Origin of the sequence: Lebetimonas sp. JS138, from assembly GCF_000523335.1 — a bacterium.
Taxonomy (GTDB): domain Bacteria; phylum Campylobacterota; class Campylobacteria; order Campylobacterales; family Nautiliaceae; genus Lebetimonas.
Window position 1 is genome coordinate 477,364 of the sequence record NZ_ATHT01000001.1, and the last position, 18,939, is coordinate 496,302.

The 18,939-nt window shown below is 32.1% G+C and carries 20 protein-coding genes and 1 pseudogene; 1 reads left to right on the plus strand and 20 read right to left on the minus strand.

Annotated elements, in window-relative coordinates; genetic code table 11:
- Positions 1–81 precede the first annotated feature (81 nt).
- Positions 82–510, plus strand: coding sequence for a hypothetical protein (locus DZ67_RS0102610; RefSeq protein ID WP_024787135.1), 429 nt, complete (start codon positions 82–84; stop codon positions 508–510).
- Here the strand turns inward: DZ67_RS0102610 and dnaE are convergent.
- The 20 genes and pseudogenes from dnaE to gmk all read right to left on the minus strand — a co-directional run bounded on the left by dnaE (position 507) and on the right by gmk (position 18,750).
- Positions 507–3,868, minus strand: a pseudogene (dnaE, locus tag DZ67_RS11215) (DNA polymerase III subunit alpha). The gene DZ67_RS0102610 and the pseudogene dnaE sit on opposite strands and share 4 nt — an antisense overlap.
- Positions 3,843–4,463 (minus strand): Crp/Fnr family transcriptional regulator, encoded by a 621-nt coding sequence (locus DZ67_RS0102620; protein WP_024787136.1) that lies wholly within the window; start codon positions 4,461–4,463, stop codon positions 3,843–3,845. Before DZ67_RS0102620 ends, dnaE begins: the two are co-directional and overlap by 26 nt.
- Positions 4,460–5,575, minus strand: coding sequence for a homoserine dehydrogenase (locus DZ67_RS09715; RefSeq protein WP_328286461.1), 1,116 nt, complete (start codon positions 5,573–5,575; stop codon positions 4,460–4,462). The genes DZ67_RS0102620 and DZ67_RS09715 overlap by 4 nt, the downstream gene beginning before the upstream one ends.
- 79 nt (positions 5,576–5,654) lie before the next feature.
- On the minus strand, positions 5,655–6,824 hold the full coding sequence (locus tag DZ67_RS09720) for an LL-diaminopimelate aminotransferase (protein WP_035907035.1): 1,170 nt from the start codon (positions 6,822–6,824) through the stop codon (positions 5,655–5,657).
- 124 nt (positions 6,825–6,948) lie between these two features.
- Positions 6,949–7,152, minus strand: a complete 204-nt coding sequence (locus tag DZ67_RS0102640; protein WP_024787137.1) for a hypothetical protein — start codon at positions 7,150–7,152, stop codon at positions 6,949–6,951.
- The gene (locus DZ67_RS0102645) at positions 7,110–7,553 is read right to left on the minus strand and encodes a hypothetical protein (protein ID WP_024787138.1); all 444 of its coding nucleotides are present in this window, start codon (positions 7,551–7,553) and stop codon (positions 7,110–7,112) included. The genes DZ67_RS0102640 and DZ67_RS0102645 overlap by 43 nt, the downstream gene beginning before the upstream one ends.
- 713 nt (positions 7,554–8,266) lie before the next feature.
- Positions 8,267–8,935: a TrmH family RNA methyltransferase gene (locus DZ67_RS0102670; protein ID WP_024787141.1), complete on the minus strand. Its 669-nt coding sequence runs from the start codon at positions 8,933–8,935 to the stop codon at positions 8,267–8,269.
- A complete protein-coding gene (locus DZ67_RS0102675) occupies positions 8,922–9,356 on the minus strand; it encodes a hypothetical protein (protein ID WP_024787142.1) in 435 nt (144 codons plus the stop codon). The genes DZ67_RS0102670 and DZ67_RS0102675 overlap by 14 nt, the downstream gene beginning before the upstream one ends.
- On the minus strand, positions 9,353–9,637 hold the full coding sequence (locus tag DZ67_RS0102680; protein WP_024789362.1) for a nucleotidyltransferase domain-containing protein: 285 nt from the start codon (positions 9,635–9,637) through the stop codon (positions 9,353–9,355). Before DZ67_RS0102680 ends, DZ67_RS0102675 begins: the two co-directional genes overlap by 4 nt.
- A gap of 203 nt (positions 9,638–9,840) precedes the next feature.
- Complete coding sequence (locus tag DZ67_RS0102690; RefSeq protein WP_024787144.1) at positions 9,841–10,068, minus strand: hypothetical protein; 228 nt, start codon at positions 10,066–10,068, stop codon at positions 9,841–9,843.
- 72 nt (positions 10,069–10,140) lie between these two features.
- Positions 10,141–11,361: a major outer membrane protein gene (locus DZ67_RS0102695; RefSeq protein WP_024787145.1), complete on the minus strand. Its 1,221-nt coding sequence runs from the start codon at positions 11,359–11,361 to the stop codon at positions 10,141–10,143.
- A gap of 169 nt (positions 11,362–11,530) precedes the next feature.
- On the minus strand, positions 11,531–12,313 hold the full coding sequence (gene fabI, locus DZ67_RS0102705) for an enoyl-ACP reductase FabI (RefSeq protein WP_024787146.1): 783 nt from the start codon (positions 12,311–12,313) through the stop codon (positions 11,531–11,533).
- Positions 12,310–12,996 carry a triose-phosphate isomerase gene (locus tag DZ67_RS0102710; protein ID WP_024787147.1) on the minus strand — a complete coding sequence of 229 codons (687 nt, stop codon included), beginning with the start codon at positions 12,994–12,996 and terminating at the stop codon, positions 12,310–12,312. The genes fabI and DZ67_RS0102710 overlap by 4 nt, the downstream gene beginning before the upstream one ends.
- Entirely contained in the window at positions 12,993–14,189 is a 1,197-nt protein-coding gene (locus DZ67_RS0102715) for a phosphoglycerate kinase (RefSeq protein ID WP_024787148.1), read from the minus strand. Before DZ67_RS0102715 ends, DZ67_RS0102710 begins: the two co-directional genes overlap by 4 nt.
- Positions 14,190–14,252: 63 nt before the next feature.
- Entirely contained in the window at positions 14,253–15,236 is a 984-nt protein-coding gene (gene gap, locus DZ67_RS0102720; RefSeq protein WP_024787149.1) for a type I glyceraldehyde-3-phosphate dehydrogenase, read from the minus strand.
- Positions 15,237–15,563 (minus strand): ribosome silencing factor, encoded by a 327-nt coding sequence (gene rsfS, locus DZ67_RS0102725; protein ID WP_024787150.1) that lies wholly within the window; start codon positions 15,561–15,563, stop codon positions 15,237–15,239.
- The gene (nadD, locus tag DZ67_RS0102730; protein ID WP_024791751.1) at positions 15,541–16,083 is read right to left on the minus strand and encodes a nicotinate (nicotinamide) nucleotide adenylyltransferase; all 543 of its coding nucleotides are present in this window, start codon (positions 16,081–16,083) and stop codon (positions 15,541–15,543) included. The genes rsfS and nadD overlap by 23 nt, the downstream gene beginning before the upstream one ends.
- Complete coding sequence (locus DZ67_RS0102735; RefSeq protein ID WP_024787152.1) at positions 16,071–16,493, minus strand: DUF523 domain-containing protein; 423 nt, start codon at positions 16,491–16,493, stop codon at positions 16,071–16,073. The genes nadD and DZ67_RS0102735 overlap by 13 nt, the downstream gene beginning before the upstream one ends.
- Positions 16,494–16,543: 50 nt before the next feature.
- On the minus strand, positions 16,544–18,136 hold the full coding sequence (gene argS, locus DZ67_RS0102740) for an arginine--tRNA ligase (RefSeq protein WP_024787153.1): 1,593 nt from the start codon (positions 18,134–18,136) through the stop codon (positions 16,544–16,546).
- Positions 18,133–18,750, minus strand: coding sequence for a guanylate kinase (gene gmk, locus DZ67_RS0102745; RefSeq protein ID WP_024787154.1), 618 nt, complete (start codon positions 18,748–18,750; stop codon positions 18,133–18,135). The genes argS and gmk overlap by 4 nt, the downstream gene beginning before the upstream one ends.
- Positions 18,751–18,939: the final 189 nt, after the last annotated feature.

Consider the following 18,939-nt stretch of genomic DNA (forward strand, 5'->3'; position numbering starts at 1 on the left):
AAAATTAAATTTGCAGTGACATTATAACACTGTTTGAAAAAAAAAGCAAATAAAATGTTAAAATTTCAAAAAAGGACAAATATGTCAGTAAAAACACATTATATTGAATTCAGAAACGCCTTAAGCAAAAACGATATCCAAAAAGCCCGGGAAGAATTTGAAAAAGCTTTTAACGAAAGCTTTTTATATTATCAGCAAAAAATGGCAAACAATGAAAAGTTCGATGTTTCCAACGAAGAAGAATTATTTGTTTTAGTTACACTGTTTGATAATATTGTAGGATATTATAAAGAAAAAATGTATGAGGAAGGGATAAGCTACTGCGAAAATTTAATCGAACTTATTGATTCTCCAAAACTTAAAGAGATGTTTAAAGGTTTTTCTCTTGGAATGCAAAAAGGAATAGATATAGATACTTTTTTTAGGGAATATGTGGATTTAAGTAAAGTTGATAGTGAATTTCCAATGTTTTTGTGTAATTTTAAAGAAAAGATAAAAGAATTGATTTAATTAATTGAGGTTCTTAGATTTGTATTTACTTTTAAACTGAATCCAAAAGGAGTTTTTAAAAGTAAAACAGCTCTTTTTTCTCCTGGATTTTTTATAATTTCATTATAAATTTTTATCAAATCTTCCTCATAATTTTTACCAATTTCCTTTTCTATAACACATATCTGTTCTTTTTTTGCACCTTTTTCATTTTCCGCTTCTTTTAATGGAAGAATTTTTTTACAGGTAATTCTTAAATAATCGGCAACCTTATCCACATGTGCCTTGATTGCCAAAGGTTCATCAAGATTTAATTTTTCAAGATGTTCTAAATCCCTTTCAAATATCATAATATCTATTTTACCGTGAAAATCCATTAAAGTTGCAATTGCAAATTTATTGCCTCTTTTTGAAATTCTAACTTTCATAGTATCAATTTTACCTACAAAAAGCGCTTCTTTTCCTATAATTTCCTCTATATCGCTTGAAAGGTTATAATCAAGCTTTTCTATTTCTTTTTTAAAAGGGTCAAGAGGATGTGCCGATACATAAAACCCAAGTGTTTCATATTCGCCTTCAAGAAGTGTTTTAATATCAAATTCGGCTAATTTTGGGATTTCCAATTTTTCTTCAATTTCCTCATCTTCCATATCAGCAAATAATGAATTTGCATGATGCATGGCATTTTTTCTCTCCTGCACCCTTTTTTTATATTCCAACATATCTTCAATTGCATTTAAAAGGGCTTTTCTTGAATAACCGAAATCATCCATTGCCCCTGATTTCACAAGCTGTTCAAGCACTTTTTTATTTACTTTGCCTGTATCGATTTTTAAAATAAAGTCATTTAAATCGCTAAACGGCCTGTTTTGAGTAATACTTTCAATAGCTTTGCTGCCGACCCCTTTTATCGCACTGAGCCCAAATAAAATTTTTTCACCTGTAGGGGTAAACTCGGCATTTGATTTATTTACATTAGGAGGTAGAATCTCTATATTGAGTGATTTGGCTTCTTCTATATATTTAGCAATTTTATCGGTATTATCCGCTTCATAGGTTAAAAGTGCCGCAAAAAATTCTGCGGGATAATATGCTTTTAAAAAAGAAGTCTGATATGTAATATATGCGTAAGCGGCCGAATGTGATTTGTTAAATCCGTAACCTGCAAATTTTTCTATTAAATTAAACAGATTTTTGGCATTTTCATAAGAAAAACCCCTCTGGGCTGCACGGGTTGCAAATTCTTCCGAATATTTGGCCATAACATCCGCTTTTTTCTTTCCCATCGCCCTTCTTATGATATCCGCTTCCCCCAAACTGAATCCGCCTATTGCCTGAACTATCTGCATAACCTGTTCCTGATAAACAATAACACCGTATGTAGGTTCCAAAATAGGCTTTAGGGCTGTTTCGAATTCATCATTTTCCGTGTTTTCTTTCTATATAATCATCAAGCATTCCGCTCTCCATTGGTCCGGGGCGGTAAAGGGCAAGCATAGCTATAATATCTTCGAATGTAGTAGGTTTTAATCTTTTTGCCAAATCCCTCATACCGTCCGATTCTATCTGAAACAGACCCAGAGTTTTACCCGATTGGATTAATTTAAATATATTTTCATCTTCCAGATTTAAATTATCTATATCCACATCTGTGTTTTTGTTCATTTTTATATTTTTAATAGCCCTGTCTATTACCGTTAACGTTTTTAATCCTAAAAAGTCGAATTTAATCAAATCCACAGGCTCAAGATAATTCAGTGAATACTGCGTTACAATCGTATCATCATTTTCTGAGGGCCTGTATAAAGGGGATTTTTTCCAAAGCTCTTCATCGCTGATTACCACTCCGGCGGCATGCATACCCGTATTTCTTTTTAAACCTTCAAGCTTTCTTCCGAAAGAATATAATCTGTTATATAACGGCTCTTCTGTAATAATATCTTTTATTTTAGGTTCAATATCAAGGGATTTGTCAAGCGTGATACCGAGCTGGTCCGGAATCAGTTTTACAAATTTATCCGCTTCGTCATATTTTATTCCGAAAATTCTTGCAACATCACGGAGCACTCCTTTTGCAAGAAGTGAACCGAAAGTTACCACCTGGGCCACATTTACCTTGCCGTATTTTTCCCTTACATATTCGATAATCTCCCCTCTTCTTTCCTGACAAAAATCCATATCGATATCCGGCATTGAAACCCTCTGGGGATTTAAAAACCTCTCAAACAAAAGCTGATACCTGATGGGGTCTAAATTTGTTATTTTTAGCGAATATGCGACCAGGCTTCCGGCTGCACTTCCCCTTCCGGGGCCCACAGGAATTTTTCTTCTTTTAGCCTCTCTTACAAAATCCCAGACAATCAGCATATAACCGGGAAATTTCATTTTTTTTGTCAATTTCATATTCGAGCCTATCTTCATATTTTTTATGCAGCTCTTTTGGAATCTGTTTCAATCTTTCTTTTAAACCTTCACGGCATTTATATTCAAAATATTCCACATCTTTTTCAAAATTTAACCCTTCTTTGGAAGCATATTCTTTTGTAAATTTAAATGTAGGGGGTGTAGGATTCCCAAGAGGAATTTCCAGATTAATACCCTCGGACAGTCTGTCCGTATTTTCAATAGCCTCCGGTAAATCGGCAAATTTTTTTTCAAATTCTTCAGGGGAAGGAAAATAATTTTCTCTTACTTCGAATTTTCTGTGCAAATCGTCAAAGAGTTTATTGTTTTCTATGCATTCAAGTGCGTCTTTATAGATATAATCCCCTTTTTGAAGATAAAAAATATTACTGCTTGCAAGAATAGGTATATCAAATTCATTTGAAATGGTTAAAAAATCATTTTCAACAAGTCTTTCTTTAAAAGAATCACGCCTTATTTCCAAAAAGATTTCATTTAAACTGTTTTTATAAATTTTTATAATTTCCTTTGCCTTTTCCAATCCGCCGGCACCTTTTAAAACATTATCTTCATCAAACAGATTCAGATGAAAACCTATTTCACTCTCCATCATCGGAAAAACTGTAATAAGACCCTGCTGATTTTTAATTAGTTCTTCAAAAGGGATAAAAGGAACTTTTTTATAATAATACAAATAGGCAATTGAGCTTAAATACATTAAATTATCATAGCCGGTTTTAAGCAGAATCATTCTTGAAAAAACATCATCTCTTTTTATAATTACTTCGCTTCCTATAATCGGTTTTATTTCAAATTTTTTGCATTCTTCATAAAATTCAATTGCGCTGAACATATTGTCAAGTTCTGTTATTCCAAGCGTTTTGTATCCATACTCTTTTGCTTTTTTAACAAGCTCTTTTATTTTAATGGTTGAATGTAAAAGCGAATAATCACTGTGTATATGAAACGCTACCATTTATAATATCCCTTAATTTTTCTTTATCCGTTACTTTTATTGATTTTTCACAATAACATATAATTCCGTCATTTTTGAGCCTGCTTAAAATTCTGCTGAGAGTCTCCGGGCTCATGCCGAGTTCTTTTGCCAGCATATATTTTTTCAAAATAACCCTTTTTGTTGCATCATATTTTTGAAGTTTATTAAATTCCACTTCCTGTAAAATCTGATTACTGAGCATTTTTATGATTCTGTCGCTGAAGGGGGGTTTTGAAATATAGTTGGAAAAATTTGAAAAATCTATTTCTATCAAATCACTTTCGCTTTGAGCTACTGCGCTAAGACAATAAGGCCTGTTTTGTATCTGAGAAATAAGCCCGAAAACATCTCCGCAGCCAAACTGGTTTTTAGGTATAACATCCCCTTTTTCATTTGAATCATACATTAAAATATGACCTTTTATTATTGCAAAAAATTTATTTCTTTTTTCCCCTTCAAAAAATATTATTTCATTTTTAGTATACTTTTTTATTAAGCAAAAAGAGGCAATTTCTTTTAAAAGTTCGTCTTTTACGTTAAAAAAAAGAAAGATTTTTCTCAGTTTATTTATCATTCTTCTATTCTGATATAATTAATCGGTTTTAATACAAATTCTTCTTTTTCTATTTCGACCACTGCTTTTTTTATATTTTTTTCAAGAGACTTATGGGTTGCAAAAAGGAGAAAACTTTCAACCGAAATATCGTTTTTTGCCAGAATATGCGCAATTTTCTCAAGTACTCCAATTTCATCGTTTACTGCAATTCTTAAATAATACTTTGTTTCAATTTCATCAGGAGTTTTTAAAGTTAATTTTTCAATTTCAAGAGGTCTTTTGTATCCGAGCATAGGTTTGTTTTGGCCTCTGACAATTTCTATTATATCACTGATTACGGCACTCGCTGTTGCATTTCCTCCGGCTCCGGGACCGTAATATACGCTTTCTCCGACAACATCGCCTATTACACTGACGGCGTTCATAACACCCCCAACCTTTGCAATCATTTTATTTTTTGGAATAAGTGTCGGATGAACCCTGAGTTCCACTTCGTTATCTATTTTTTTGGCAATTCCGAGAAGTTTTATTTCATAATCAAATTCCCTGGCAAATTCAATATCTGTTAAATTTATATTTTCTATTCCCTCAATTAAAATATCTTCCGGTTTTGCATCAATATTATAGGCGATACTTGCCAGGATTAAAAGTTTATGGGCAGTGTCAAAACCGCCGACGTCAAAAGTGGGGTCGGCTTCTGCATAGCCAAGCTTCTGGGCTTCTTTTAAAACTTCATGATAATCCCTGCCTTTTTTCATTTCGGTTAAAATATAATTGCACGTACCGTTTATAATACCCTGAATTTCATCAATATGATTTGCACTGAGTCCGTCTCTTAATGCTTTAATTATAGGAATTCCGCCCGCCACACTCGCTTCATATTCAAACGGTGTTTTAGCCAATTTCTGAAGCTCGAATCTGTGATAAGCGAGAAGTGCCTTGTTTGCGCTGACAACCGCCTTATTATGTTTTAAGGCATCACTAACCACTTCATAAGCTTCTTCTACTCCCCCCATTAATTCCACAACTATATCAATATTTTTATCTCTTGTAACTTTTTTATAATCATCGGTAAGTTCAATATCAACATCTCCCCCCTTACGGGAATTATTTCTTTCCCCGCCCTTGATGTTATTATGTCAAAACCTTAACAACACTGCTTCCGACAGTTCCAAGACCCACTATCCCGATTTTAACCATTGCTTTCCTTTAAATAGCGGCCTGTCGAATTCTTTTTTCATTTTCAATTAAAGCAATTCTTACATACTCGTCCCCGTAAGCCCCAAATCCTATTCCAGGGCTAAGCGCAATATGGGCTTCCGTTAAAAGCCTTTTGGAAAACTCTAAACTTCCTAAATGCCTTGCAACTTCTGGAATTTTAGCCCAAACAAACATTGTGGCTCTCGGTTTTTCTATCTCCCATCCCGCATTTGCAAAACTTTCAATCAGGACTTCTCTTCTTTTTTCATATGTTTCAACCACATCTTTGACCAAATGTGTATAATCCCTGAGTGCCACTGTTGCAGCCACCTGAATAGGTGTAAACATTCCATAATCAATCCATGATTTATATTTTTGAAGAGCGCCTATAAGCACAGGATTTCCTACCATAAAGCCCACTCTCCATCCAGCCATATTGTAACTTTTTGAGAGGGTAAAACTCTCAACCGCAACTTCTTTGGCTCCATTGGCCTCGAAAACAGACGGCGTTTTATATCCGTCAAACGTAATATCCGCATATGCAATGTCGCTTATAATATAAAGTCCTTCACTTTTTGCAAAATCAACCGCCTTTTGCCAAAAATCTTTATTTACAGTTACCGTTGTGGGATTATGTGGAAAATTTAAAACCAAAAATTTAGGTTTAGGCACTGATTCTATCATGGCCTGTTTCAACTGGGCAAAAAAATCGTCTTCATTTAATTCATACTCTTTATTGTATGTAAGTTTTACTTTTCTGACACTTGCCCCAGCAAGCATAAAGGCATATGAATGAATTGGGTAAGTTGGATCGGGCACAATGGCCACATCCCCCACGTTTGTAACGGCCTGGGTCAAATGGACATAACCTTCTTTGCTGCCCATTGTCACAACAGCTTCTGTTTCGGGATTAAGGGTCACATTATATCTTCTTGCATACCAATTACAGACGGCTTCTCTTAATTTATAAATACCTTTACTGACTGAATATCTGTGATTTTTAGGCTTTCTTGCCGCTTCAACAAGTTTATCAACAATCGGTTTTGGAGTAGGACCGTCGGGATTTCCCATTGAAAAATCGATAATATCTTCCCCCGCCCTGCGTGCTTGGAGTTTAAGCTCGTTTATTACGGCAAAAATATAATTTGGAAGTCTTTCTATTCTTTCAAAATGATTCATTTTATTCCTTTAATTAAGATACCTCTTTTAAAATTAATTTTCGAAAAGTTGTCTTTTATTTTTATATACGCTGTATATTCCGGTATATCTACCGCCATACTTTTAAATGTTTTTTTATATGAAATTATATAAAAACAATATAAGGATACCAATTGTCAAATTTTGAAGTAACTATTTTTATTTTTTTAAATCCGTTTGGGTTTACCCAGTATTCTCCTTTTGCATTAATAAGTTTTTTTTCTTCGCCTGTTAAAGGAAAAGCCGGCAGATAAGCATTTTCACAGTCTATATAATATTTTTGTTTTTTATTATATTTTTCACTTTGCATCCGTAATTTTTTAGAGTGTTTATAAAAATCAGAGGATTGATATAATGATTTGTTTTCATTTCTATATTTAGAGTATAATTTCCGTTTATTAAGGAAATATGTGAAGGGTAAAAATAATAATAACCCATTAAATTCAGTGTTTTATATAAAATTTTAGCTTCCAGAACAGGATTGCTGTTTTGAAAATCAAACTCAGTGTTTATAATTTTCGGTTTATCAAAAAAAAGATTTACAAGCCCCAGATTTTCAAGTTTTTTTACCGTGTCTTTCAGGGATAAATTAGTGTCAATACTGTTTAAAAGTTTTTCATAATTTTTGTATTCTCTCTCACCTATTAAATTGACTATATACATATTTTTGGCAAATAAAACAATTCCTATTAAAAAAATCAGTTTTTTCATTTTTCAAACCTGTTTGGTTTTTTCAAATATTCAAATTTTCCGTTTTTTAAAAGAATCCTGAGAATTTTTTTTGTATTCGGCGTAATGTTTTTATCATTATAAATAATAGTTAAATTTCCATGCCCAAATTTAATATAATAATTTCCCTTTAATATTTTAGGATTGGTTGTAAGAAATTCCACACTTTTATTGTTGTCAATGTTTATTGCCCTGAACCATACTTTTTCATTTGGAATAATTGTAATATTGTATTCTTTGGCAATATTTTTTTCTCGGCGGTATTTAAAGAAACATTTGATTCATTATTTTCAATATTTTTCTGTATTGTTTTTTCGCTCACACTGTTTTTGAATGTTTCATTATTCTCTGTAATGTTATTTTCCAAAACCTCGTTTTTTTCACTGTTGTTAATTTCGGCGGTTTTAATATTTGTTTTTGATTTTATAAAGCTGAAATATAAAAAAGCGCTTAATACAAATAAAATTATTATTAAAACCCATAAATAACTTTTTCAGTATCAACATCATCTTTTTTATTTTCATTATAATAATTTTCATACTCCTCAATCAGTTCACCCAAATCAACTCGATAAGTCTAACAAATCCTATAAATTTTACCCTTGGCAGTTTATCAAATTCTCTGTTTTTAATAAATCTGAGCGAAATAGGTGAAATTTTTGATTTATTTCATCTATTGAATGATTTTCAAAAAACTCATCTGCATTCATTGCTAATCCTATCTATTAATATTGCAGCGGCACTTGCAACGTTGAGCGAATCAAAATCCCTTTTCATTTCAATTGTAATTATATCATCTAATTTTTCTTTTACCCTTTTGCTTAAGCCCTCTCCTTCGCTTCCCAAAACCAAAGCTGTTTTATCAGGTGTATCAACCCTGCATTTTCCATTCATATCGGCACCAATAATTTTATAATCTTTTGTTTTTAAAATATTAAGCAGTTCCAGTATATTAAAAAAAGAAATTATCCTCATATCAATTGCTGCACCAGCACTTGCGCGAATAATATTTGGCCATTTAAGCTCTTTAATTCCAGTTATTATAACTAAATCTATACCTAGAGCATAAGAAGTTCTAACTATATTTCCAATATTTCCCATATCTGTAATATTATCCAAAACAACTATTTTTTCACCTGTTATTTCATATTCTTGTGGAGTAAAATCTATTTTTGCAAAGTATCCTTGATGATTTTGATTATGGGAGAGTTTTTGTGCTAATTTATTGTCTATAAATTTAATTCTAAAATTTTTAAATTTTTTTAGTTCATTTTTAGATTTTTTTTTACTTATTAAAATTTCTTTTACTATTTCTGGATGTTTTTTTATAATATATTCAACTACTCTTTTGCTATATACTATCACAATAACCTTCTTTTTTTATATAGTCTAAAGTTTTATTAATAATATCAAATAATTTTGGAGTATATTCTAAAATTTCAATAAAAATTTCTTCTAATTCTTCTTCAATATACTCATTTACAAGTTCATTTCTTAAATTTTTCATCTCTATTAATAATTCATAATTATCAACAAAACCCCTTTTTTCCGCTCTAATTACAATATCAAGTTTTTTATTAATATCTTCCAATTCAACTAAATCCAAACTTCTTAAAACTCTATTTATTAAAATATCAACACATCTTCCAAATCTGTTTGCCAATGCTTCAAAAAGTTCATATTCTTCTTCGTTTAAATCAATTTTAGAAACTTTTTCAAATGACTTTTCAAGCCAATATTTTGACTTTAGAAGCATCTTTACATTTTCACATAAAACATCTTTCAAATTTCAACTCCGTTATTTGTTATAAATCTGTAAAAAGCACTTTTATTTATATTGTTAGTTATAATTAAATCAATTTTTCTATCCCCAAATAATAAAAAAAATTTTATTTTTATTTTTTGTTTTATTTTAAAATTTATTTTATCGGAAAGTACAAAAATATCAATATCTCCTCCTTTTTTTCTATCATCAATTCTGCTTCCAAAAATATAAATTTTAGCTTTTTTATCATATAATCTAATAATATTTTTAATAATTTTAATTTCTTCTTTTTTTAATCTCATTAACCTTCTTTTTTAATGAATTTTATCATAAATGAAACATATTTTCAATTTATTTTTGTGTCTGTCACTATTTCTAAATATTATGAAATTATACAGATTTTAAATCTAGCTGATTATTTCATTATATTTTAGTGGCTTTAAAAGCACTAAATGCTATTGAAATTATAAAAACTATCAATGCTAAAATAAAAAGCAATTCCATATTATAAATCCTTTAAACTCTTAATTTTTTTAATTATAGCATAATTTATTAACACAATTATAAATGACAAAATAATTATACCAACAACATCTAAAATTAATAATATATTACTTACCTTTCCTATATTTGAAATACCCCATCCAACCATTCCTAATACTGTAACAATTAATATACTAAGCCATACTTTTAAAAAATTTATTTCTTCTTTTATTTCATCAATTTTTGCCAAAATCAGCCTTTAAATTTTAACAAATTATGTCTGTCACTTTTTTATTAAACAAAAGCCCAAAAGGGCAAGAAATTAGAAACTGTAAATAAATTGCGCTCTAACTTCTTGTTGGTCAGGATTTCCTAAATTATTTCCATCACCGTTATAATTTAAATTAGCATAATATGCTGAAACACCGAATTTTTTATTGAATTTATATCCTCCGCCAACATCAAATTCATTACTGTCAACATTTTTGGTTGCATTTATAGTTCCGGCATTTTTACCGTTACTTTGATTAATACTTACATATGAAGCCCAAACATTTGTTTTTTCATTTATATTATATCCAGCTTTTGCATACCATACATCTACATCAGTTAAGTTTGCTACATTATATCTTAATTCTGCTGGAACTTGTCCAATTACAGCATAGTCACTTGTAGCAATTACTCCGGCTTTATCGTTAGTTGAAGCGTATCCAACCTCACCATTAATTCCTGAAACATTTGCATTTAATGCTATATTGAAATAATTATGATTACTTACATTTGTTAAACCTAATGATTTATCATCTAATTTTGAAGTAGCAAAATCAGCTTTAATTCCAACACCATAATCTTTTAAGAAGTTTAAGTTTGTCATCACAATAAATGCGTTTTTAACAGCATCTGTTATATGATAATCCCAAACCTGAGCACTTCCGAATGCATCGTTTGCATAAATAGCACCGGCTGTATAAACATCTTTTGCCCCATTATTTGTTGCTGCACTGATTGGAAGATTTAAATTACCTTGATCAACTGTTCCATTAGCATTAAAGATATGATCAACCCATCCACCAGCTACTGTTAATCCATTTCCTGCATTATACATTGCAACTACACCTGCACCGTGAGCAGTTGTATATGGATCGCTTGAAGCAAACGGTAATGAACCAAGAGGAACAACACCCACATTAGCAATTAATCCGTTGTTTGCATAGTTTAAGTAGAATAAGCTATCTCCCAATCCAGTTGTTCCAGCTGTAGAAACATTTGAAGAAGCTTTATCTAATACATTTGTTTGTGCATGAACCCTCCAAACGATTTTCATATTTTCTGCAACAGGAATACCAAATACTAATTTAGCATTTGTTCTCCATCTGTTGTAATCAGTTGTAGCTGTATTTGTTTTATCTTGATGATAATAATATCTGATTCTCATAAATCCGTTAAGACTCACACCTTTGATTGCATCTGTTAGAGGAGTTGCACTTGCAACACTCATTGAACCCATTGCCACTAAAGCCGCTAAAGATAATTTTTTTAGCATCTTCTCTCTCCTTTAATTAATTTTTTTGTCTCACAATTATAACGTCAAATTTAAAAAAAATCAAATAATTTTGGTATTTTTTTGAAAAATTTTCAAATATGTTAACATTTTATTAACAAATTTTCTAACACTCATAACTTTTTCCAACATTTTCACCACTCACCACTCACTACTCACCATATCTTGGCATACCCATTATATTATATCCGCTGTCAACAAAATGCACTTCTCCCGTTACTCCGCTTGAAAGCTCACTTAGTAAATACATTCCGGAATTTCCGACTTCATCAATTGTAACATTTTTCATTAATGGAGAATTTTTTTCATTATATTTAAGTATTTCGCTAAAATCTCCTATTCCGCTTGCCGCAAGTGTTTTAATAGGCCCTGCGCTTAAGGCGTTTATTCTAATTTTTCTCTCCCCTAAATCCACTGCTAAATATCTTACGCTTGCCTCAAGTGCAGCTTTTGCCACACCCATTACATTATAATGTGGAATATATCTTGTGCTTCCAAGGTAAGTTAATGTCAAAATACTTGCCCCGTCATTTAATATTGGCTCCATTTTTTGAACAAGCTCTATTAATGAATAGACACTGATTTCCATTGCTATGTTAAAAGCATCTTTTTTTGTATCGATAAATTTTCCGTCAAGAGCCTCCCTTGGGGCAAAAGCTACAGAATGGACCAAAAAATCAATTTTTCCGTAATCTTTTTCAATATTTTCTTTTAAACTAATTAACTCTTCTTCTTTTGTAACATCAAGAGGATAAATATTTTTAACATCAAGTTCGTTTGCAACTTTTTCAACCCTTGATTTTAATTTATCATTTTGGTAAGTAAGAATTATTTCAGCCCCTTGCGATTTACAAGCTTTTGCAATCCCGTATGCAATCGAGCGGTTGTTTGCCACACCTACAACTAAACCTTTTTTTCCCTGCATTAGACTCATTTACTCTCCTTTGTTTTTTGTATCATCTGTTTAAACACTTCAACATCCAGACTTGCACTTCCGACCAAAACCCCGTCCACATTTTCGATTTTTAAAATATCTTCAATGTTACTTAATTTCACACTTCCGCCGTATAGAATCGGCCTTTTGGTAAATTTTCTGATTTCTTTATGAGTTTCTTGGATTTGTTCTAGTTTTGCACTGACCCCTGTGCCTATCGCCCAAACAGGCTCATATGCAACTATTAATTTTTCATATTCTAAATCTATTCCTATAAGCTGCTCTTTTAAGTATTCTACAACTGCTTCTATTCCTTTTTTTCTAATTTCAAGCGGTTCGCCAATACAGTAAAATATTTCAAAATTATGATTTTTAAAAAAATCAAATTTTTTTGCTATAAATTCCTGGCTTTCACCTAAAATATGCCTTCTCTCGCTGTGGCCTATAAGGATTCTTTTTATATTAAATTCATTAAGCTGCTCTAAACCGATTTCCCCGGTATATGCACCGCTTACTGTAGGATATGCATTTTGGGCACCAACGACTTTGTCTTCAAATAAAGCACTCTGAGGAGGAAAAACGGCAACTTTTACCCCGTTAAATTTTATTTTTCCAAGTTCTTTTAAATATCTTTTTGTCTCTTTTCTTGTTTTATTTGTTTTAAAATTTGCTGCTACTATCATTTTATCTCCAATGCTGCAATTGCAGGAAGTTTTTTGCCTTCAAGAAGTTCCAGACTCGCTCCTCCACCGGTAGAAATAAATGTCATTTCTTCATCATCTCCGGCTCTGGCAACCGCATCTGCGGTATCTCCGCCGCCCACCACTTTAATTCCGTGACTTCTTGCAATTTCATGGGAAATTTTAAACGTTCCCCTTGCAAATTTATCCATCTCATATACACCCATAGGTCCGTTCCACAAAATTGTCTGGGCATCCCAAAGTACCTCTCCAAAAAGCCTAACACTTGCAGGTCCTATATCAAGCCCCATCCAACCGTCCGGAATTTCCTGGGATGGGACATATTTAACCATTGCATCTTCAGCAAATTTATCGGCTACCACTATATCAACCGGCAGATAAAATTTAACCCCGAGTTTTTTGGCTTCAGACATAATTTTTAAAGCTTCATCTATCAAATCCTCTTCCACCAAACTTTTTCCTATATCATATCCGAGCGCCTTTAAAAATGTAAAGGCCATTCCCCCGCCTATTATCATTTTATCCACTTTTTCAAGCAGATTAATAAGTGCCTGAAGTTTTCCGCTTACTTTACTTCCCCCTACAACCGCTACAAACGGCCTTACAGGCTTTTTAAGCAGTTTATAAAAGAAATTGATTTCTTTTAAAAGTAAAAATCCCGCCGCTCTGTGTAAATTGTCATAAAACCTTGTAATTGCCTCGACACTTGCATGCGCCCTGTGGCTGACTCCGAATGCATCGTTTATGTAAAATTCGCCGTATTTGAAAAGTTCTTTTGCAAATCCCTCATCGTTTTTGGTTTCTCTCGGATCAAATCTCAAATTCTCAAGCAGTAAAACTTCTCCGATATTTAAATTAGAGGCCTTACTTTTTGCATCAGGTCCAACAACATCATTAGCCATAATAACTTCTTTATCCAGAAGCTTAGAAAGTCTTTTTGCAACAGGTTTCAGGGAATATTTTTCATTAAATTCGCCTTTTGGCCTTCCAAAATGGGAGCCTATTACTATTTTACACCCGTGGTCAATTAAATATCTGATAGTCGGAAGCGCCATTCTTATTCTTCTGTCATCCGTTATATTGCCGAATTCATCCAACGGTACATTAAAATCACATCTTAAAAAAACACTGTTTCCTTCTTTTAGATTTAAATCTTTCGGTGAATTTAATTTCATCTCACTCCTTTTTATAAAATTTTAACATACATTTAATTTAATTTAACATTTTTCATTTTACATTTACCATTTATATATGTATTCCGCCATTTCAATCATTCTGTTTGAATATCCCCATTCATTATCATACCAGCTAAAAATTTTTACTAAATTTAAATTTACTTTTGTCAAATCAAGGGCGACAATAGAGCTTGCCGGGTTTGAATTTATATCAGAGCTTACTTTATACTCTTCATCCACTTCTAAAATACCTTTTAAATCGGTAAGTGAATGAAATTTTATAACTTCGTTTATTTCTTCTTTTGTGGTTTCTCTATTTAATTCAAGCGTCAAATCCATAAGTGAAACATTGGCAACAGGAACCCTTACACTAACCCCGTCAAGTTTACCTTTTAAATTTGGTAAAACTTTATAAATTGCTTTTGCAGCGCCAGTAAATGTTGGGATAATATTTTCCGCCGCCGCGCGTGAACGTCTGATATCACGTATATTTGGGGCATCAAGAAGTTTTTGGTCCATCGTATAAGAATGAATGGTGCTCATAAAACCTTTAATTATTCCAAATTTCTCATCAATAATTTTTGCAACAGGCCCAAGACAGTTTGTAGTACAAGAAGCGTTTGAAATAATATTTTCGCCTTTATATTCTTTGTGATTCACCCCTAATACATAAGTCGGGGTGTTATCATTTGCCGGAGCTGAGATGATTACCTTTTTTACATTTCCTTTTAAATGCCTTTTTGCCAAATCAGAGCTTAAAAATTTACCTGTGCATTCAAGAACAACATCCGCTTCATCAAAAGGAATATCAAGAGGATTTTTTTCTTGAGAGTAATTTATAATATTTTCACCTATTTTTAGGGTATTTTTATCAAAAACTTCAACGTCTCTTTCTAAAATTCCCCTTGTTGTATCATATTTAATTAAATATGCGGCCAGATTAATATCCATTAAATCATTAATAGCCACTATTTCTATATTTTTTTTTAACGCTACCCTTAAAACACTTCTTCCGATTCTACCTATTCCATTAATTGCAATTTTCATTTATTGCCTCATTTTTGATTTTAAATCTTTAAGAAATTTATCCATCTGATATTTTGCCCTGTATTCCTCACTCATCAAATGAATTAAAATATCCCCCAGATCAATGGCAATCCAGTCATTACTTTCATCAACCCCCAGAAATGTCTCGCCCATCGGTTTTAAAGTTTTTTTAAGATAATCAAGCAGTGCGTGAGCATGTTTATCAGCCATAGCAGTGGCCACAATTACATAATCAACAAAATAATCCTTATCTCTTAAGTCATATTCCATAACATCAAGTGCTTTTTTTTCTTCCAATAAATTTTTAATTTTTGCAATTCTTTCCATAAAACTCCTTTATTTCATTTTCTATTATTTTTGGTAAATATTTGAAATTACAGTTTCTAATTTCCGTGGAACTGATTGGAACGTTAACATCTAAAACTTTTTTAATATTATACTTCTTAAGAAGATTTAAATCAATTTCTCCCCTTTTAGCAACCACCAGCTGGGTTTTTTTTAAAATTTCATCAATATTTTTCCATTTGTCAAGTGTTTTTAAATTATCGCTTCCTATTATAAAATATTTTGGCTTAAATTTTTTTATCGTTTCAATTGAATATATAGGTCTATTTTGTTTTATTTCAAAATCAGACACCTCAACTTTTGGATAATTTTCAAAAAGTTTTTTCAGCCATTTAACCCTAAGCTCAGCCGGAGCGTGGAAACAGCTTTTTAAAGGATTCAGATAATTTGGCATTATTATAAGTTTATCTATATCAAGCACTTTTAATGCTTTTTTGGCAACTTCAACATGCCCCAAATGAGGAGGGTCAAAGCTGCCCCCGAAAATCGCTATATTTCCCATTCGCTTATAAGCTCAATTCCGTTTTCTTTTAAAATTTTAGAAGTTAATCCCGGTGCATCGCATTTGCATTCACATCCGTTTATATAGGCGCTTGTTTTTTTAATACCGCAGCTTGGAGACTTTTCTTTTCCTATAAAAATTTTAATATTTTCTCTCTCACAAATTCTGAGAGCTTCTTTTGCCCCCTTTAAAAAAGCCTCGGTTTTATCCACACCGTTTATATCAATAATTTTATCCCCTATAAACCTTGCTGCGGGGCGGGGGGTCGGAAGGGAAAAAGCCTCCGGACAAAAAGGAATCAGCTCATAAATTTCATTTAATTTATCAAGTTTTTCCTCTTCAAGAGGTTTTGATTTACCGTCATATCTGCAGGGCTCACCCAACATACATTTGCTAATCATGGCTTTCATATTTTATTATCCTTTTTTTCACAACTCACCACTCACTATTTTCACTATTTTTACATCTTTTCTTTTGCATTTATCCCGAGAAGTGAGAGTCCCAGTTTTATAATAATCCCGACAACCGCCAAAATTTTTAGCCTGATTTCTTCCCTCTCACTTCCAATAACTTTATTTTTATTATAAAATTTATGAAATTCGCCTGCCAAATCTATTAGATAATTTGTAAGTCTGTGAGGTTCCCTGTTGATAAACGCATCTTCTAATACATAAGGCAAAGTCAAGGCAAAAAACAGAAGTTCTTTTTCATCTTCCTCTAAATTTTTGAGTTCTATATTTTTTACATCGTCATAATCCATATTTTTATTTCTAAAAATCGAACGGATTCTTGCATGGGCATAATTTACATAATAATTTGGATTAGAACTGTCTTCTTTTTTCAAATCCTCAACATCAAACTCAAGATGTGTATCCGCTTTTTTAGTCAAAAAGATAAAACGCAGGGCATCCGCCCCCACATCTTCCACAACATCCCTCACCAAAATAAAATTACCGGCCCTTTTACTCATTTTATAAGGTTTGCCGCCTTTTAAAAGTTTTACCATCTGGGAAAGTAGTATTTCAAGTTTATCCGGGTCAAACCCCAAAAATTTAATTGCAGCTTTTACCCTTGCAATATATCCGTGATGGTCCGCCCCCCAGATATTTATGTATCTGTCATAATTTCTTTTAAATTTATCCCAGTGATAAATAATATCACCGGCTAAATAGGTAGGTCTTCCATCTTCCCTTACCACGACCCTGTCTTTTTCATCTTTAAATTCAGAGGATTTTATCCATACTTTACCCTCTTTTTCATACAAAGCGGAGTTTTTGTCAAGAATGTCTTTTACCTCATCCCAATATTTATATAATTCTTTTTCACTTACCCACTTATCAAAAGGGGTAACATTTAAAGAAGCGATATCTTTTTTTATTTCATTTAACATTTTATCCTTTGCCCACATATTGAGCTTTTCATCATTAAAACTGTTTTCTTTGTTTATGAAATAATCTTTGCCAAATTCTTTAATCGCTTCAGATGCCAAATCTTTTATATAATCACCTTTATAATACTCTTCGGGCCAGGTCACATCAAAACCTAAAATTTCCCTTGCCGTCAAATAAACAGAAAGTCCAAGAAGCGAAATCTGGCGGCCTGCGTCATTTACATAATATTCGGTATCTATTTTATAACCTGTATGTCTTCCTATTCTGGCAATGGAATCACCGTAAATAGCGCCTCTGGCATGACCGATATGAAGAGGGCCTGTCGGGTTTGCGGAAATATATTCAAGCAAAATCCTCTCTTGTTTTTGACCTTTGCCAAAATTTTCTTTTTCTTCTAAAACCTTATTTGCAAATTCATCCAAAAATTTATCGCTAAGTTTTAAATTTACAAATCCGCTAAGTGCTTCAACTTTTTCAAATTCAGCGCATCCGTTCAATTTTTCACAGAGGCTTTTTGCAAATTCGTTCGGGTTTATTTTATTTTCTTTTGCATATTTAAAAACAGGGACGGCAAAATGACCAAAATCTTTTTGCTTCGGTTTGTTAATAGGAGGATTTTCACCTAAATGTTTTTTAAAAATATCGGCAACTCTTTTCTTCATTCATTTCCTTTCCACTCGTTTATAAATTCATCTACATTATATTTGCTTCTTTTTATAAGAGACGCAATTGCAACCGCTTTTAAAAATTCTTTGGATTCATCGAATTCATTGTTTATTAAAAGATAATCATACTCATCTATTTTTTTCATTTCGTTTAATGCGTTAATAAGTCTTATTTCAAGGGATTCTTTTGTTTCAGTTCCTCTTTTTTCAAGTCTTTTTATCAATGTATTCATATCTTTTGTAGTTATAAATACGCCGGTTGTAATATTTGGATACAATTTTTTTACATTTTCATATCCCTGAACATCAATATCCAAAAACACTATTTTACCTTCACTTAAAGCTTTGTCAATCTGTCTTTTGCTCGTTCCGTAAAAATTTCCGTGAACTTCCGCCCATTCCAGAAAATAACCCTCTTCAATGTCTTTTAAAAATTCTTCTTTACTCACAAAAAAATAATCAACACCGTCAATTTCCCCTTTTCTCATAGGACGTGTTGTAGATGAAATACTGAAATACGCCTTTTTTTGAAGCTCTTCACATGCGCTTCTCGCCAGACTTGTTTTTCCGCTTCCGCTAGGACCCGATACAACTAAAATACTTCCATCCATTTTAATCTCCAAAATCTATAGTAATGGTAACTTTTGCTTTTGCTTTTTTCAGTTCATCCCAATTTATATTTAAGATACTTCCGAGTGTTTTTTCTTGTAAATTTCCTTCTTCATTTGGAGCTTTTTTATTTTCTTCTATTTCAGGCAGCTCTTCATTTTTAACTTTTAACTTTTCACTTTTCCTTCAAT

Coding starts and splice junctions, on each gene's coding strand:
- DZ67_RS0102610 (WP_024787135.1), top strand. CDS start 82: ATGTCAGTAAAAACACATTATATTGAATTCAGAAACGCCTTAAGCAAA.
- DZ67_RS0102620 (WP_024787136.1), bottom strand. CDS start 4,463: ATGATAAATAAACTGAGAAAAATCTTTCTTTTTTTTAACGTAAAAGAC.
- DZ67_RS09720 (WP_035907035.1), bottom strand. CDS start 6,824: ATGAATCATTTTGAAAGAATAGAAAGACTTCCAAATTATATTTTTGCC.
- DZ67_RS0102640 (WP_024787137.1), bottom strand. CDS start 7,152: ATGCAAAGTGAAAAATATAATAAAAAACAAAAATATTATATAGACTGT.
- DZ67_RS0102645 (WP_024787138.1), bottom strand. CDS start 7,553: ATGAAAAAACTGATTTTTTTAATAGGAATTGTTTTATTTGCCAAAAAT.
- DZ67_RS0102680 (WP_024789362.1), bottom strand. CDS start 9,637: ATGAGATTAAAAAAAGAAGAAATTAAAATTATTAAAAATATTATTAGA.
- DZ67_RS0102695 (WP_024787145.1), bottom strand. CDS start 11,361: ATGCTAAAAAAATTATCTTTAGCGGCTTTAGTGGCAATGGGTTCAATG.
- fabI (WP_024787146.1), bottom strand. CDS start 12,313: ATGAGTCTAATGCAGGGAAAAAAAGGTTTAGTTGTAGGTGTGGCAAAC.
- DZ67_RS0102710 (WP_024787147.1), bottom strand. CDS start 12,996: ATGATAGTAGCAGCAAATTTTAAAACAAATAAAACAAGAAAAGAGACA.
- DZ67_RS0102715 (WP_024787148.1), bottom strand. CDS start 14,189: ATGAAATTAAATTCACCGAAAGATTTAAATCTAAAAGAAGGAAACAGT.
- gap (WP_024787149.1), bottom strand. CDS start 15,236: ATGAAAATTGCAATTAATGGAATAGGTAGAATCGGAAGAAGTGTTTTA.
- rsfS (WP_024787150.1), bottom strand. CDS start 15,563: ATGGAAAGAATTGCAAAAATTAAAAATTTATTGGAAGAAAAAAAAGCA.
- nadD (WP_024791751.1), bottom strand. CDS start 16,083: ATGGGAAATATAGCGATTTTCGGGGGCAGCTTTGACCCTCCTCATTTG.
- DZ67_RS0102735 (WP_024787152.1), bottom strand. CDS start 16,493: ATGAAAGCCATGATTAGCAAATGTATGTTGGGTGAGCCCTGCAGATAT.
- argS (WP_024787153.1), bottom strand. CDS start 18,136: ATGAAGAAAAGAGTTGCCGATATTTTTAAAAAACATTTAGGTGAAAAT.
- gmk (WP_024787154.1), bottom strand. CDS start 18,750: ATGGATGGAAGTATTTTAGTTGTATCGGGTCCTAGCGGAAGCGGAAAA.